22 protein-coding genes and 1 pseudogene are annotated in these 13,727 nt (G+C 64.0%); 20 read left to right on the plus strand and 3 right to left on the minus strand.

All coding sequences use genetic code 11. From position 1 onward, the window contains the following. Nucleotides 1–54 precede the first annotated feature (54 nt). Nucleotides 55–249: a DUF397 domain-containing protein gene (locus ACGFZA_RS15840; RefSeq protein WP_393679506.1), complete on the minus strand. Its 195-nt coding sequence runs from the start codon at nucleotides 247–249 to the stop codon at nucleotides 55–57. Beyond that, a complete protein-coding gene (locus tag ACGFZA_RS15845; protein WP_393679508.1) occupies nucleotides 246–1,088 on the minus strand; it encodes a helix-turn-helix domain-containing protein in 843 nt (280 codons plus the stop codon). Before ACGFZA_RS15845 ends, ACGFZA_RS15840 begins: the two co-directional genes overlap by 4 nt. 650 nt (nucleotides 1,089–1,738) lie before the next feature. On the opposite strand from ACGFZA_RS15845, the gene ACGFZA_RS15850 reads away from it, so the two are divergent. The 19 genes and pseudogenes from ACGFZA_RS15850 to ACGFZA_RS15940 all read left to right on the plus strand — a co-directional run bounded on the left by ACGFZA_RS15850 (nucleotide 1,739) and on the right by ACGFZA_RS15940 (nucleotide 11,390). After that, on the plus strand, nucleotides 1,739–1,900 hold the full coding sequence (locus tag ACGFZA_RS15850) for a hypothetical protein (protein WP_393679510.1): 162 nt from the start codon (nucleotides 1,739–1,741) through the stop codon (nucleotides 1,898–1,900). Between the two features lie 10 nt (nucleotides 1,901–1,910). Further along, a complete protein-coding gene (locus ACGFZA_RS15855; protein ID WP_393679512.1) occupies nucleotides 1,911–2,096 on the plus strand; it encodes a hypothetical protein in 186 nt (61 codons plus the stop codon). 102 nt (nucleotides 2,097–2,198) lie between these two features. After that, the gene (locus ACGFZA_RS15860; RefSeq protein ID WP_393679514.1) at nucleotides 2,199–2,459 is read left to right on the plus strand and encodes a hypothetical protein; all 261 of its coding nucleotides are present in this window, start codon (nucleotides 2,199–2,201) and stop codon (nucleotides 2,457–2,459) included. Beyond that, entirely contained in the window at nucleotides 2,446–2,613 is a 168-nt protein-coding gene (locus ACGFZA_RS15865) for a hypothetical protein (protein ID WP_393679516.1), read from the plus strand. The genes ACGFZA_RS15860 and ACGFZA_RS15865 overlap by 14 nt, the downstream gene beginning before the upstream one ends. Then, a pseudogene (locus ACGFZA_RS15870) lies at nucleotides 2,610–3,206 on the plus strand (bifunctional DNA primase/polymerase); the annotation flags it as partial. The gene ACGFZA_RS15865 and the pseudogene ACGFZA_RS15870, both read left to right, overlap by 4 nt. A gap of 178 nt (nucleotides 3,207–3,384) precedes the next feature. Beyond that, nucleotides 3,385–3,594 (plus strand): hypothetical protein, encoded by a 210-nt coding sequence (locus ACGFZA_RS15875; protein WP_393679717.1) that lies wholly within the window; start codon nucleotides 3,385–3,387, stop codon nucleotides 3,592–3,594. Between the two features lie 3 nt (nucleotides 3,595–3,597). Further along, entirely contained in the window at nucleotides 3,598–4,098 is a 501-nt protein-coding gene (locus tag ACGFZA_RS15880) for a DNA cytosine methyltransferase (RefSeq protein ID WP_393679518.1), read from the plus strand. Nucleotides 4,099–5,043: 945 nt separating this feature from the next. Continuing rightward, on the plus strand, nucleotides 5,044–5,301 hold the full coding sequence (locus ACGFZA_RS15885) for a hypothetical protein (protein ID WP_393679520.1): 258 nt from the start codon (nucleotides 5,044–5,046) through the stop codon (nucleotides 5,299–5,301). Nucleotides 5,302–5,303: 2 nt separating this feature from the next. After that, nucleotides 5,304–6,335 (plus strand): hypothetical protein, encoded by a 1,032-nt coding sequence (locus ACGFZA_RS15890; protein WP_393679522.1) that lies wholly within the window; start codon nucleotides 5,304–5,306, stop codon nucleotides 6,333–6,335. Continuing rightward, nucleotides 6,332–6,565, plus strand: a complete 234-nt coding sequence (locus ACGFZA_RS15895) for a hypothetical protein (RefSeq protein ID WP_393679524.1) — start codon at nucleotides 6,332–6,334, stop codon at nucleotides 6,563–6,565. Before ACGFZA_RS15890 ends, ACGFZA_RS15895 begins: the two co-directional genes overlap by 4 nt. Then, nucleotides 6,562–6,834, plus strand: coding sequence for a hypothetical protein (locus ACGFZA_RS15900; protein ID WP_393679526.1), 273 nt, complete (start codon nucleotides 6,562–6,564; stop codon nucleotides 6,832–6,834). The genes ACGFZA_RS15895 and ACGFZA_RS15900 overlap by 4 nt, the downstream gene beginning before the upstream one ends. Continuing rightward, nucleotides 6,834–7,046 (plus strand): hypothetical protein, encoded by a 213-nt coding sequence (locus ACGFZA_RS15905; protein ID WP_393679528.1) that lies wholly within the window; start codon nucleotides 6,834–6,836, stop codon nucleotides 7,044–7,046. Before ACGFZA_RS15900 ends, ACGFZA_RS15905 begins: the two co-directional genes overlap by 1 nt. Next, nucleotides 7,033–7,299 carry a hypothetical protein gene (locus ACGFZA_RS15910; RefSeq protein ID WP_393679530.1) on the plus strand — a complete coding sequence of 89 codons (267 nt, stop codon included), beginning with the start codon at nucleotides 7,033–7,035 and terminating at the stop codon, nucleotides 7,297–7,299. Before ACGFZA_RS15905 ends, ACGFZA_RS15910 begins: the two co-directional genes overlap by 14 nt. Nucleotides 7,300–7,342: 43 nt before the next feature. After that, the gene (locus ACGFZA_RS15915; protein ID WP_393679532.1) at nucleotides 7,343–8,245 is read left to right on the plus strand and encodes a helix-turn-helix transcriptional regulator; all 903 of its coding nucleotides are present in this window, start codon (nucleotides 7,343–7,345) and stop codon (nucleotides 8,243–8,245) included. Continuing rightward, nucleotides 8,242–9,051 carry a sigma-70 family RNA polymerase sigma factor gene (locus tag ACGFZA_RS15920; protein ID WP_393679534.1) on the plus strand — a complete coding sequence of 270 codons (810 nt, stop codon included), beginning with the start codon at nucleotides 8,242–8,244 and terminating at the stop codon, nucleotides 9,049–9,051. The genes ACGFZA_RS15915 and ACGFZA_RS15920 overlap by 4 nt, the downstream gene beginning before the upstream one ends. After that, nucleotides 9,042–9,227, plus strand: coding sequence for a hypothetical protein (locus ACGFZA_RS15925; protein ID WP_393679536.1), 186 nt, complete (start codon nucleotides 9,042–9,044; stop codon nucleotides 9,225–9,227). The genes ACGFZA_RS15920 and ACGFZA_RS15925 overlap by 10 nt, the downstream gene beginning before the upstream one ends. A gap of 151 nt (nucleotides 9,228–9,378) precedes the next feature. Then, on the plus strand, nucleotides 9,379–9,612 hold the full coding sequence (locus tag ACGFZA_RS15930) for a hypothetical protein (RefSeq protein WP_393679538.1): 234 nt from the start codon (nucleotides 9,379–9,381) through the stop codon (nucleotides 9,610–9,612). Next, entirely contained in the window at nucleotides 9,602–10,294 is a 693-nt protein-coding gene (locus ACGFZA_RS15935; protein WP_393679540.1) for a hypothetical protein, read from the plus strand. Before ACGFZA_RS15930 ends, ACGFZA_RS15935 begins: the two co-directional genes overlap by 11 nt. Beyond that, entirely contained in the window at nucleotides 10,188–11,390 is a 1,203-nt protein-coding gene (locus ACGFZA_RS15940) for an AAA family ATPase (RefSeq protein ID WP_393679542.1), read from the plus strand. The genes ACGFZA_RS15935 and ACGFZA_RS15940 overlap by 107 nt, the downstream gene beginning before the upstream one ends. Nucleotides 11,391–11,544: 154 nt before the next feature. Here ACGFZA_RS15940 and ACGFZA_RS15945 read toward each other — a convergent pair whose 3' ends face one another. Continuing rightward, nucleotides 11,545–12,042 carry a hypothetical protein gene (locus ACGFZA_RS15945; protein WP_393679544.1) on the minus strand — a complete coding sequence of 166 codons (498 nt, stop codon included), beginning with the start codon at nucleotides 12,040–12,042 and terminating at the stop codon, nucleotides 11,545–11,547. 701 nt (nucleotides 12,043–12,743) lie between these two features. Here ACGFZA_RS15945 and ACGFZA_RS15950 point away from each other — a divergent pair. Further along, nucleotides 12,744–13,136: a hypothetical protein gene (locus ACGFZA_RS15950; protein ID WP_393679546.1), complete on the plus strand. Its 393-nt coding sequence runs from the start codon at nucleotides 12,744–12,746 to the stop codon at nucleotides 13,134–13,136. Nucleotides 13,137–13,727 lie beyond the last annotated feature (591 nt).

Below are 13,727 nucleotides of genomic sequence, written 5' to 3' on the forward strand. Positions count from 1 at the left end.
GGCCCCGACCGGAGGTGAGTTCCGGTCGGGGCCCTGCTCTGGGGGTGGGGGTGGTCAGAGAGTGGAGACGAACGACGTCCAGGCAGCGTCGCCGAAGACGACGGCCGGGCCGTCGGTCACCTTCGAGTCGCGGACGGGGATGATGCCGGTGAAGCCGTCGGCGACCTCAACGCACGCACCGCCGTTGCCATCGCTGTACGTCGACTTCCGCCACGTGGCTGCGGTGAAGTCGGGGGCAGTTGCGCTCATGTGCTGTACTCCTTCGCCGCCGACTCGATGAGTGCTAGGGACGCCTCCGGCGACAGTGCGGCGGCCCTGGCGAGATCGTATGACAGGAGACACGCATCTAGCGTCTCCTCTTTCTCCATCATCGTTCCAGCGTGTGGCGCTTCTACGTAGGCGACGGGGGGTGCGTCCCGGAATCGCATGATGATCAGCTGTCCGGACAGTAGGGGGTGCGCGCCGGCTGAGAACGGCAACACCTGTAGAACGATCTTGTTCGAGCGTACTAGGTCTGCGACATGCAGCAACTGACCGCGCATCACCTCGGACGGTCCGATGCAGCGCCGCAACGCCGACTCGTCGAGGATCACGAGAATTTTGGGACCGCCGTCCCGGTCGAGCACCTTGGCCTTGCGCTGCATACGAGCGTCGACCAAGTCCTTGATCTCGGCTTCCGTTCGGAACGGTCCTGCCTTGCGGGTGATCTCCGTGGCGTACTCCGGGGTCTGGAGCAGACCGGGGAACAGGGCGGCCCCGTACCAGTCGATGCGCTTGGCTGTCGGCTCCAGCTCGGCGACGGCCGCGAAGTAGTCGGCGACGCCGTTCGACTCCCCAGCCCGTGTCGCCATCCGGTAGACAACCAGCAGGTGACCGTCAGCGTTCAGCGCGTTGTCGATGCGCTCGACCATGGACTCTTCGGGCTTGCGGGCCCCGGTCTCGAACTGACTGATGTATCCCTTCGATACGAACACCAGCATGGCTAACTGCTCAACGGTGAGACCCCGTTCGCCTCGGATGCGCCGGATCTCGCGCCCCAAGAACTTGAACGGGCTTTCGGTTGGGTCTAGTTCTTTAGGGTCAAACATGCCGCGATCTCCCGTTTAACAGCAGCTGTAAACACGCCGTGGCTTCCGAGCCTACCCACGTCGGGCCAAGCTTGTGCCTGTTCGGTCCCGCAGTACCGAACGGCTTCTCGCCCCCGCAGGCACGTCTTTCCCCTGGGCACGCTGTGTGTCCGCTTGCGGGGGCTGAGAGCCACCACCGACCGAAGGGAGTGCCCCAATGCGGCGCGACGCTATCGAAGGCGCGACGGCGGTCGCCGCCGACCCCCAGCCGGCCCTTACGGCTCCCATCCCGTCGCCGGGATGCCTGACCTGCTCAGCCCGGATGAAGCAGTGGCGGCAGGCACGCGACCCCGACAGCCCGGCGTACGACCTGTCGCACGCCGTGGATCTCGCGGTAGAGATCCGGCGTCACCCCCACCGAACGCTGAAGGGCCCGAACAGGTGAAGACCCTCGGCCGGTACGCGGGCGCCCTACTTATCTTCATGGTCGCCGCGTCCTGCGGCCTGGTCATCGCCATGGCCTTGACCCTCTGAACTTCCGTGCACGCGCACCCCACCCGGAGCGTGCACGGAACCGCTCCTCGACGACCGAGCCCATCGGACCCCCGTCCATACCTCGGCCGTCGGGGGGCACCCCAAGCAACAGACCGAACCGAAAGGGAGAAAGTCTGATGAACTGCCCGAATTGCGGCGCAGGGGCCACGCAGGGCTCCGACGGAAGTTGGATCTGCAACAACTACTGCGGCTGGGCGTCCGGCTTCGCCCCGGCTCCGACCACGGCGGTATCGTTCGAGCATGGATACGCCCCCGACGAGCGGCCCGGAACAGCCTGACCCTGTTCCCATGCCGCTGCCGATGCCGGAGATCACCCTTACCAGCTGCGAGCGGTGTGGAACGGTGATCGCCGGACTCGACGGCCGGTACGCCTGCGGCGGGTGCGGCTGGGTCAACCACTACTCGGAAGGGCATCACCCGATCCCAGAAGTGGTCGACGACGACGATCAAGGCCGCCCCAACATCCTCCAGTAGACCGGAACCCCCCTCGCCCCCGTGAGGGGGGTTCCTCCCCTTGTGGCGCCCCTGAGCCCTTACCGGCTCCGGGGCGCTTTTTGATGCCCCTGGGAGGGCCCCTTGAGCGAGGAAGAACCCCATGTGTGCTGCTGGCACCAGAGCGCCCCGCCGTCGCCGACAGAGTTCGTCGCTGAGCGGGCGGACATCTACCGCACGGCCGTGAAGCTGATCAGCGACTCCGGTGTTGACCACGACTCCGACGACGTCTTGAACACCGCCGGGTGGCTGGCCGGCGACAACCTCCCGGACGTCGTCACGACGATCATGCTGCGGCAGGCCGACGACGACGAGACCGAAGGCGCCGACGATGAGTCCGCGTAGCACCCCGGTCTTCAGCTACGCCCGTTGCGACTGCACGCCGTGCAGTTACCGGCATGGCCCGCCGGTTCGCCGGTTCTACATGAACAGGACCGAGCTGGGCGAGGAAGCCTGGCGGTACCTCGCTCGCATCTTCGGCGTGGCGGTCGCCCGGTGACGCTTCTTCCTGACGCGGTACGCGCGATCCGGATGGGGCTCCACATCTTCCCCGTCGAGCCGCTGGGCAAGACCCCGGCCCGAATCCACCAGGACAAGACCAAGGAAGAAGCGCCATGGACTGTGAAGTGGTCGGAGATAGCAACCAATGACATCAACACAGTTGTCCGTTGGTGGACTTACGCACCTGACTGCAATATCGGAGTCGCGTGCAAGCCGTCGGGGATATTCGTTGTCGACTGTGACGTCCCTAAGCGTGACGGCGTTCTCATTGGAACCCCATGGGAAGGTCTACACGCCGTGTTGGGCCCACGCGTGGACGGAGAGACAGCGTTCGACCAAGTGGTCCAACGTTACGGTGGCGTTGAAAGCATCCCCGACGCTTTCGACACGTACACAGTTGCCACCGGTTCCGGCGGTAAACACTTCTACTATCGATGGCCTGACGGTGTCCATTCTAGTCAGGACAGCATCATCCGAGGACTGCTGGACGTGCGCGGAAATGGCGGCAGTAGAGGCGGCTACGTCCTCGGCGCAGGGTCCCACACAGACAAGGGTCCTTACGTACCCGAGAATGTTCGGGAAATCCGTGATGCTCCTTCGTGGCTGGTCGAACTCTGCCGAGACAAACCCCGCCCGGTCGCTCCTCGATCACCACTAGCGCAACCCCGGTCCGTCTCGTTCGGCGGGCTAGTGATAGCTGTACGGACTGCCCCCGACGGGAACCTGAACAACGCACTGTTGTGGGCAGCCCGCGCCATGTGCGCCGACGGTGGCACCGAAGAACAAGCCGTCGAACTACTCGCCCCCGAATATGTCGCCGCGAACGGCCGAGGCGGACAACGCCAAGCCGAAGCGACCATTCGGAGCGCGTACCGGCTTCAAAACAGAAAAGGGTAAACCCATGACCGATGCTCAGACCTGGTTCATTCTCGTTGGCGCGTTCATCGTCGCCGTTCTTCTGGTCACCCGGGAATTCTAGCGGGTGCCGATCCTTGAACTCTGCGCCGGTTACGGCGGACTGGGGCTATCAGTCCAGGCGTTGACCGGTGACAGGGTGGCCTACGTCGCCGACTCGAACCCTGCCGCAGCAAAGGTTCTCGCCGAACGGTATCCCGATGCCCCGAACTTGGGCGATATCCAGTTCATCGACTGGGCGGAATACATCGGCAAAGTCGACATCATCACAGCCGGATTTCCGTGCCAGGACATCAGCAACGCCGGACGACGGGAAGGGATAAAGGGTGCCCGATCCGCAATGTGGTACCACGTCGCCGAAGCAATACGGGTCATACGACCGCGATACGCGTTCCTGGAGAACGTTGGAGCACTCCGAAATAGGGGGCTCGGCGAAGTCGCCGCATCGCTTCACGAAATCGGGTATGACCTCAAATGGACAACTCTTCGAGCTTCCGCCGTCGGAGCCTGCCATCATCGCGAACGGTGGTTTGGACTGGCCACACCTACCGACGCCGACCGCAGCTGACGGCGTACGCGGACCGGACTACGCCCGAAGGGATCGGGACGGTTCCGGCGGAGATGACCTAGTAACAGCGGTTGCCAGGCTCTGGCCGAGACCCAAAGCGGAGAAACTACTCAAGACCCCGACCGCCAATCTGGCTTCGAACGGGGCGCCGCAGCACCCGGAAAAGAGAAAAGCGGGCGGGCACGGCCCCACCTTGGAAGACGAATTGGCGTTCCTCCTGAACGTCGACCCCAACCAGCCGGACCCCAACACCCCTACCTCACCGGCCGAATGGTGGAACGAATTCGGGCCTGCGGTGAGGCGTTGGGAACTCCTCATGCGTCGGCCGGCGCCGGTCCCAATCGAGTACGGGCCCCGGGGCGGATTGAAACTCCGGGCCCTTTTCGGCGAATGGATGATGGGCCTCCCCGAAGGGTGGGTCACCAATGTTGCCGGGCTCGACCGGGCCGACCAGATCGCCCGAATCGGAAACGGGGCCTGCCCTCAACAGTCATACACGGCATACAGGTGGTTGATGTGCGCGAACGAATAGCCGACTTGGCACAGAACATCGTCGGTTGGTTCATGGACCGAATCCATGCTCTCGGGTGCGGTTGCTGGGAAGGCATCGACTGGGACGACGAGTGAAAGCGCATGAGCACGACTGGCGAAAAAGGTGGGTGATCGTATGGCTGATAGGTCGAGTTCAGGAAATCCCGTACAAGACGTGTCAATCGTGCGGGCAAATCCTTACCTGAGCTACTGCCGCCGATGTTGGGGGGAAGACACGAACACACCCCATGGCCGCTACTACTGCCCCAAGTGCGGGGAAGTCACCTGCGGCATGAAACGCGTCGGGGAATGGGTGGCGCTCCCCCACTACCGGAAACCAAACGAGGGGCAGCGGACACCTGTCGGCCCCCCTTGCCCCGGGGGCGTCATCGACCCGAGGAAGGACAAAGCGCCGTGAACGAATTCGATGGCTTCCTGGACGACGTCACCGACGCGTCCACCCACAAGGGCGGCTGCGGCGTCGGGAAGCTCCTGACCGAGCTCGGCGACCAGGGCGCGCAGATCGGCGCAGCACTCGACCGGCCGGAGATCACACACCAGGCGATAGCGGCGGTACTCAAACGGCGGATCGGGGCCGACGCCCCGTCGGCGTTCACCGTCGGCCGGCACCGCCGCGGGCTGTGTAAGTGCCCCCAGACAGAAGAGAGTTGAAAGTGACGATCGAAGACGACGCGGAGTACGAGGATCGCCTAGCGAAACGGACCCGCGAACGTGACCTCCTCGCCCGGCAGCTGTACGAGGTGAAGCACAAGCACGCCGACTACATCGAGACCGTCCGCGACGCCATCGCCGACAGCATCGGCCGCCTCACCCTCGCCCCGGTCGACCCCCCGACGTGGCAAGAGCTGGGCGGACAGCGAAGGCAGCCGGAACACGCCATCGCGCTCCTGTCCGACATGCAGACAGGGAAGCTCACCCCGGACTACAACTCGGATGTCTGCCGCGAACGCGTCATGCGGTACGCCGCGCGGATCGTCGAGATAGCGGAAGTGCAGCGGGCACACCACCCGGTCGACGAGATCACCGTGTGCATGCTCGGCGACATGATCGAGGGAGTCGACATCTTCCCCGGTCAACAGTGGCTGATCGACTCGACGCTGTACGACCAGCTGTTCAACACGACCCCGGCGATCCTCGCCGACTTCTGCCGGTACCTCCTCGCCCACTTCGAGAAGGTTCACGTCCTGGCCGTGGACGGCAACCACGGCCGGATCGGGCGGAAGGGCCAGTACGGGCCGATGGACAACGCCGACCGCATGGTCTACCGCATCCTCGGCCTGCTCATGCGGGACGAACCCCGCTTCGACCTGACCATGACCGACCCCCAGGGCGAACGGAACTGGTACATGGTCGGGCAGTGGGGCAACTACTCGGCGATGCTCATCCACGGTGACCAGATCCGGGGGTCCAACGGGTTCCCCTGGTACGGGCTCGGCAAGAAGGTCAACGGCTGGGCATCCGGCGGGATCGAAGAACGCTTCGACGACCTGTTCATGGGCCACTACCACCAGCTTGGGCGGATGCCGCTGAACCAGCGGTCGGTATGGGCGAACGGGTCGACCGAATCCACCAACACGTTCGCCGCCGAAACCCTGGCCGCGCAGTCCGAGCCGTCGCAGTGGTTGCTGTTCTGCGACCCCGACGCCGGACACATCACCGCAAGTTACGGGGTGGGGCTCAGGTGAAGTTCCGCATCAACGTGTTCCGCTCCGGCCCCGGCGAGAAAGCCAAGTTCGGGTGGGACGTCCACCGTTACGCCGCCTCGGGGCTCATTCAGGAGTTCCTGTTCCGAGGCACGAACGAGTCAGCTCGGAATGCCCGGAAGGCCGCCGAGGAGTGGGCCGACGCCTACGTCTCAGCCGACGAACGGGCCCTCGGGGCGTACGACTACACCAGTTACGGGGTGAAGAAGTGACCCATCACATCATGTCGTGGTCCTACCAGAACGCCGAGCACTTCATACGGCTCGCCGGCCTCAACCGGAAAGACTGCGTCATCCACACCGCCGAGACCGTCCAGTACTCCATGCGCGGTGTGGCCCGGGGTACCAAGGTCACCGTCCTCGGCCCCGAGGACATGTACGACCCTCATTACGTCCGTGAGGCGTGGGCCACCCTCACCGTCCGGGGCGTCCGCATGATCCCCGACAGCTGCGACCGGCTCATGGGCGTGGTGAGGCCCTGATGTACGAGCCCGTATACGCCCGCGTCGCAGCCTCCGGCCAAACCCGCGACCACATCGTCCGCCTCGGCCAGTTCTTCGACGGAGAAGGCAAAGCACTGTGCGGGGTGAAGCCGTTCCCGGACAAGTGGGTCGAGGTCAACGACGACACCGCCGGGGTCAACCCCTGCCCCGGCTGCATCCAGGAACTCGGGGGGCGCCGTGCCGTTCGATGACTGGCCCTGGGGCCACTGCCGCCCCTGCGGACGAGACGTCGTCACCGTCCCCGAACGACTGACCCCGCTCGACGACACCGGGCCCGTCGTGACCCGGCAGGTACTCAGCTGGCACACCACGCAGCGCATGGCCGGACAGCGCTGCGCCGGCTCCGGCCTACCCCCGTCCGCGCCGAGACCCGAACTCACGGCCGCGCAAGAAGCGGCCCTAGTCCCGATCGACACCGTCGACTACTCGGCGGAAGCCATGTAGCGAGGTGACCCCCATGGGTGGATACCGGCGACCCCGAAGGGTCATGACCGAGACCGAGAGAGAACAGGAACGCCGTAAGGCGAAACACCGGGCGTACCTGAAGCATCAGGGCAGAGGCGGCATGGTCGACGCGGCGGCGGCCGTCCAGTACCTGCGGTGGCTGCACGACGAACACGGCCTCACCTACCGCACCATCGAAGGGGACACCGGACTCACGGTCCGCACCCTGATGCGCACCTACTCCGGACCGCCTGAGATCCGGGCCCGTACCCGGGACCTCATCCTCAACTACCAGCCGGAGTCCCCCGGCCAGTGGCTACCGCCGCACGGCACGCAACGCCGAGGCCGAGCCCTGTACGCCGCCGGGTACACCTTCACGCACGTCGCCGCCATCGTCCGGATACGTGAGTGCCAGTACCACTACATGATCACGAAGGCTGCTGAGCGGGTCACTGCGGAATACGCGCACCGCGTGACCGCCGCATACGACACCCTCACCGCCACGACCCCCGAGGCCGAAGGCGTCAACCCGGGGTCGGCGCTACGCGCCCGGAACATCGCGGCGAAACGCGGGTACGCCCCGCCCGGCTGCTGGGACACCGACACCATCGACGACCCCGACGCCTTCCCCGAATGGACAGGGGTGTGCGGCACACCCAGGGGCCGGGCCGTACACCGCCGAGCAGGCATCCCCATCTGCCCCGCCTGCCGGACCGCCGCAGCCGCGCCCGTGGAGCAGCTGCCCCCGTTCCTCGCCGCGGAACTGAAACTCCACGCCGAAGCCCGCGGCCTCACCCCCGCCACCCTCGCCGCCCGGATCGGCGTCCACGAGAACACCGTCAGCCGGTGGTGGAACGGGTGGCGTGCACCCGGGCGGACCACCCGGCAGGAACTCGCGCACGCCCTGGGCGTGGCCGTCGCCGACTTGGAAGGGCCCACACCATGACCGACACCGACGACGACCCGTACACCGTGGCCGACCTCCCCAGCATCGAACGCTATCTGCGGGTCCGGTGCCGCGCCTACCGGTGGCAAGCCGACTGGGCGGACTGCATCCAGGAAGGCGTCATCTACGCATGGAAAGACATCACCAACCCTGACCGGGACTTCGAGCGGGCCCACATCCGGAACCGTGCGGCACAACGGGTGCGCGCTGTCGCCACATCGGGGCACCACCCGTTCACCGGCACCCCGGAACGGAAGCGCACAGGCACGTTCTACGGCGACCCGTCGCCCCTCACCGCGAAGGTGGGGGCGTTCATCGACGAGTACGCCGCTCTCCACGACGGCTACATGCCGTCGGGGCGTGCCATCGCCGACGCCACCGGTTGCCACATCAGCCAGGTGAAGCGGCACGTCGACCAGGTTCGGGGCCGGCGAGCACAGTACAGCTCAACTCTCCTCAAGGACGGGAAGGTTGACCGGAGGGCATACCGGTATCTGCCGCTCGACGGATGGGGTTCCGGCCCCTTCGAGTCGGACACCACGCCGGAGATCACCGCAGCTTCCGGGGTGCCCTCATTCGAGGGCGGCACCGTCGAAGACCTCTCCTATCAGCAGATGCTGACCGACGTGTTCGGGGACGACGAGCGCACGGTGAAGATCCTCACCCTGTACGTCCAGGACGGACACACCCAACGGGAAATCGGCGACGTCGTCGGCGAATCCCAAATGCAGATATCACGCATCGTCAAGAAGGCGTTGGCCAAGGTTCGGGCGTACTACGAAAGCGGCGGTACCCAATGGGTCTGATCAACATGGAGCTACGGATCAACCCGTGCCAAGACCAGCCGGGGCAGGTCGAGTTGTCCGTCCACAACCAGGCCGGCGAGAAGCAGTGGCGGGTAGTGATCCCGGCAGAGAAGGCGTACCTGGCCGCTCAGCGCCTCACGGTGTGCGCGATGGCTGTCGAGGACGACGCCACGTGAGCGGACCCCGTTGGATGACAACCCCTCACCTCGGTCTAGCTCACATCCTGCCGGGCCAATGGAACTCGCTGTGCGGTGTCGGCGAAACCAAATGGGAGCCCGACACCGAAAAGGCCCGATGCGGAGTATGCCGGGAAAGGTGGGCCGAAATATGCGACGCCGAACCTCAGAAGTGACACGCGCCGACGTCAACGCGTTCATAAACGATGTCCTCGATTTCGACGTGAACGATGTGCAATCCGTCGAGATCACACCCAAATACATCGAGGTCCGTGAATACATGCGGGACAGCTCCGGGACGCTGCGGCTCGATCACCTCGGCCCGATCGTCTGGACACGAACCCTCGAAATCGTCGAGAAAGCCGAGCCCGACAATGATCACTAACAGTGACCTCGACGCCCACTGGTTCACCCGACACACCTGGGAAGAACGCGACGCAATCCTCTGGCTCGAAGAAGACGCGTGCGACCACCTCAACGGACACCCAGACATCGACATGGCGGACCGCTACCGGTGGGCTCACCTACTCCGCGAAGAACGGGCCGCGAACCCTGAAGCCTGGCAGAACCGGCCCCGGACCCCGTACACGCAGGAACTGTTCATGGTGAAGAACGACGACTGCGCGTACGAGCAGAGCGACGAATGCGGATGCAGCCTCTCCACGATGGACCGCCTGCCCTGCAACGTCCTGTCACCGGGACCGCCCACTGACGCCGAACTGGACGCCTGGGTGAACGGGCGCATCAACGAATACAACATGCGCATCCACGCACTCACCAAGGAAGGGCAGGATCTTGGAGTTCCGGCAACCGAACCTGACCCCTCCATCCGAGGAATGTGGCGAGGCATCCGCCCCGGGTACGCCATCCTCGACGAGATCGGCGCCTTCGACACCGAACAGCTTGAACGGGCCGCCGAAGGACTCCGACGGTTCGCCCGGGGGCTCGGCGCTCACGATCGTGCCCTCACCTTCTCCCGAACCATCGCCGACCCCGGACGAGATCGTCCAGCAGATCATCGCCAAGGATCTGAGGGACCGGAACATCCGGGACCTGGCCGAACATGAACTCCTCAAGCGCGACGCCCGCCGCTACGCCGACGCCCTCGAACGCAAGGACGACCGCAAACCCGTCTGGCGGTCACTGAGCGAACAGCTCGAACGGCCACTCAATCCGCAGCTGTACAGCATCGACCGACTGCTACCCCTGTCCGGCAACGGCCTTTTCGCCGGACGGTACAAAGCCGGGAAGACCACCTTCAACGGGCAGCTGCTCAAGGCATGGGCCGACGCCGACGAGGGGGCGAAGTTCCTCGGGGAGTTCCCCTGCTACCCGGACCCCGACCGCCCCAACGTCACCTTCTTCAACTACGAGATGTCGGAAGACCAGCTTCAACGGTGGCTCGCACGGGTCGGCATCATCAACACCCACCGGGTCAACCTCGTACACCTCCGCGGCCTCTCCATGCCGTTCGGGATCGAGGCCGTACGCAAGGAACTCGCGCAGCAGCTGGCCGACGCCGGAACCGGGCTGTGGGTGGTGGACCCCGCCAGCCGGGCCTTCGCCGGAGCCGGCGACGTCAACGACAACTCCGCCGTCGCCACGTGGCTCGGGCAGCTCGACGAGATCAAGGCCGAGGCCGGAGTCAGGGATCTCGTCCTGAACATCCACATGTCACACGGCGCCGCGAAGAACACCGAGGACGAACGCGCCATCGGGGCACAGGCATGGTCCGCCTGGGCCGACGCCCTCTGGTTCCTCAACAAGAAAGAAGAAAAGGGAATTACCTCACGGTGGTTCTCAGCCGACGGCCGAGACGTCCACCTAGACAAACTCCTCGTGTCCTACCAAGCCGAAGACATGAGCGTCGCACTCGTCGAAGCCGACCCCGACAAACACGCCGAACACGAATTGCGGAACACAGTTATCCGGGTAATTAGAGAGGACCCCGGAATTACCGCAACGCAAATTCGAAGCAACGCCGGAGCGTTCATCAAGGCGCGAGTAACGGAGTTCGACCAGACCGTTGCAGACCTCATTTCTGAACAACTCGTAAGGGTTATCCAGAAGGGGAAAGCTAAGCGGCATTACTGGTACGACCAGATGCCTCAACCGGTGGATGACGATCATGACGGGGATGACCCGGATAGCGACAATCCATGATCATCGTCCGTGTGTCCCACATCGTCCGGACGGACGGACACATACCCCGGGTCGTCTGTCTGTAAATGTGTCCGTCCGAACCCCCCCTGAAAGGGGGTTCTGGGACACATACGACGACTCCCTCTGACACATCCGACCCAGAAGGAGAAAATGATCAATGGCGGGACGGATAGAACACCTGAAGCCCGTACCCCCCGGATGGGTACTCGTCGCCGAGGACGAAAGCGGAACCCCCGACGATGCCAGCGTCCGCAACCTGGCCGGATGGGGACGCTCCCAGGAATACACCGAATGGCGAGCGGTTGTATTTGAATTCGGAAAACTCCGATACGCCGATGACGTGTACGGCTTCCGGCAGAAATACGAACTGCGCCACCGGACAGGGTGAGGCATGGGGCAACACATCATCGACACACCACTGAAGGTAGCCACCTGCAATAGGTGCGGCAATATCGTATTCGCCGCAGATGTGGCAGGGCTGAAAGTAATGGCAGACCCCGCACCAATGCAAAGCCTGGCCGAGGCAGGAATAGCACTCGTTGACGGCCGGTCGCTGTACCGGGTGCTGAGGGTCGCGGGGAAGCCCCACAAGCTGCAACTGATCATCAGGGACCCCGGGCGCGTGCCACTGGGCGACATGGTGGCCGAACACGGTTGCGGCTGCTCAGGCCGTGACGCCGAGCCGGTGGAGGTCACCGAGAAGGACCCTCGCCGAGCCCCTGCGACGCGTGGAAGGCCCTGGGCTGGTCTCAGCCTGCCGGATGCCCTCGCAGGGGCGCAGACGAGCGCTCAGGGCTTTTGTTCGGCGACGTCGTCGCCCCTCGCTCATGCAAAACGTGTGAGCCCCCGCCGTTCTGAAGTCCAATTCATCAACCGGGTCTGTCAACGATGCCGACGGCTCATTGGACGCGACAAGAACGTAATCGGCATTGAATACAACGGACGATGGGTGTGGGTGCAACATGACGACTGTTGAAACCAGTGCACACGAAAACAAGGTCCTGGTGCACCTTGGCGGATCACTCGTCGAACTCACCACGCGTGACGCATTCACGTTGGTCACTCACCTACTAGAGGCCATCGACACGGCGCGACGCTTCAATGAGAGCGAAAGGGTGTGGAATGCGGGCTACGGGCGAGATACATGAACACGTGATGCATTTGTGTCACGGCTACGATGAACTCGTCACCTACGGGCCGGCGGGCTCACAAAGCCAACGCAGAGTGCATTTCAAAGCCCTACTCGACCAATTGAGCATCGCGGCCAGAGAACAGCGCTCCATAAGATCCGGCGGTGGCTCAAACCCAAACAAGTCGAGTTCCAGGCCGCCCGTAAACCAAGCGTTCCTGAACATGCTCGACGACATCCACGACAACGCCACACGCACACACCAAGCCATGTGGGCACGAATGTACCCCGATGGTGTCGACGTGCCCCACATGTGGTCAAGGGTGCCCACCCGCGGCCTACTGCACGAGATAGACCGACTAGCAGCAGCATTCGACAGCAGCGATCCCGCTTTCCTGGAAACCGTCGCCATGTGTGTTGAATCATGGGTGCGCTCCGCTAAAGTGCTCCTCGACCATGAGTCACGTGTCGTCATCTTGGCCGACACCGTATGTGGCGCCGAAGGGTGCGGATCACCGTTGCAGGTGGCATTGGACGCGAGTTCTCACGTATCCTGCACCAAATGCACAACGACCTATGAACAACACTCCTGGGCGGAAATGCTCGATGCATCGTGACCTTGACAAAGTAGACGTCCCAACAGACCAGGCAATAGCGTTTCTGGTGCGTGAAGGCGTGAGCGAGCACAACGCCAGGGAAGCGATTCATTACTGGCACCGAATCGGCCGCATCCTCAACCACGGCGGTTCGAAGAGAGGCGAGGCGCGCTGGAATCTGGGCGAATTGCAGCGCGCCACGTGGCCTCGAAGATGAGGGGTTTACGGATTCCCTTTGGCGGGAATACCATCATTTGGTGGCGGTAGCGTCGCCTACACGGAAGCACACTCCGCATTCGGTGCCACACAATGCGTCACCCAAGGGCCTTACCCCAATCGGGGTCGGGCCCTTTTTCATGCCCAAAACACCCTGGACTTAGGGGAGTTGGTACGCATCGCCGGCCCCGAAGATATCGAGTACAGGCGCGGCCGAAGCGGACGCCCCATCCAGCGAATACGGGATCACCTGCGCAAGACCGGTGCCCATATCTGCTGGCTGTGCGGTGGGTTCATACAGGTGGACCTACCGGATACACACCCCATGTCCTGGACCCTGGACCACGTACTCCCACTGAGTACCCATCCACATCTAGCTCTAGAACCTACCAACCA

This window comes from Streptomyces sp. NPDC048211 (genome assembly GCF_043202315.1).
Taxonomy (GTDB): domain Bacteria; phylum Actinomycetota; class Actinomycetes; order Streptomycetales; family Streptomycetaceae; genus Streptomyces.

Bases quoted from the DNA above. Each gene is read 5' to 3' on its own strand.
- ACGFZA_RS15950 (WP_393679546.1), top strand. From the start codon at position 12,744: ATGCTCGACGACATCCACGACAACGCCACACGCACACACCAAGCCATG.
- ACGFZA_RS15930 (WP_393679538.1), top strand. From the start codon at position 9,379: ATGCGACGCCGAACCTCAGAAGTGACACGCGCCGACGTCAACGCGTTC.
- ACGFZA_RS15855 (WP_393679512.1), top strand. From the start codon at position 1,911: ATGCCGCTGCCGATGCCGGAGATCACCCTTACCAGCTGCGAGCGGTGT.
- ACGFZA_RS15925 (WP_393679536.1), top strand. From the start codon at position 9,042: ATGGGTCTGATCAACATGGAGCTACGGATCAACCCGTGCCAAGACCAG.
- ACGFZA_RS15935 (WP_393679540.1), top strand. From the start codon at position 9,602: ATGATCACTAACAGTGACCTCGACGCCCACTGGTTCACCCGACACACC.
- ACGFZA_RS15845 (WP_393679508.1), bottom strand. From the start codon at position 1,088: ATGTTTGACCCTAAAGAACTAGACCCAACCGAAAGCCCGTTCAAGTTC.
- ACGFZA_RS15915 (WP_393679532.1), top strand. From the start codon at position 7,343: ATGACCGAGACCGAGAGAGAACAGGAACGCCGTAAGGCGAAACACCGG.
- ACGFZA_RS15920 (WP_393679534.1), top strand. From the start codon at position 8,242: ATGACCGACACCGACGACGACCCGTACACCGTGGCCGACCTCCCCAGC.
- ACGFZA_RS15905 (WP_393679528.1), top strand. From the start codon at position 6,834: ATGTACGAGCCCGTATACGCCCGCGTCGCAGCCTCCGGCCAAACCCGC.
- ACGFZA_RS15865 (WP_393679516.1), top strand. From the start codon at position 2,446: ATGAGTCCGCGTAGCACCCCGGTCTTCAGCTACGCCCGTTGCGACTGC.
- ACGFZA_RS15850 (WP_393679510.1), top strand. From the start codon at position 1,739: ATGAACTGCCCGAATTGCGGCGCAGGGGCCACGCAGGGCTCCGACGGA.
- ACGFZA_RS15840 (WP_393679506.1), bottom strand. From the start codon at position 249: ATGAGCGCAACTGCCCCCGACTTCACCGCAGCCACGTGGCGGAAGTCG.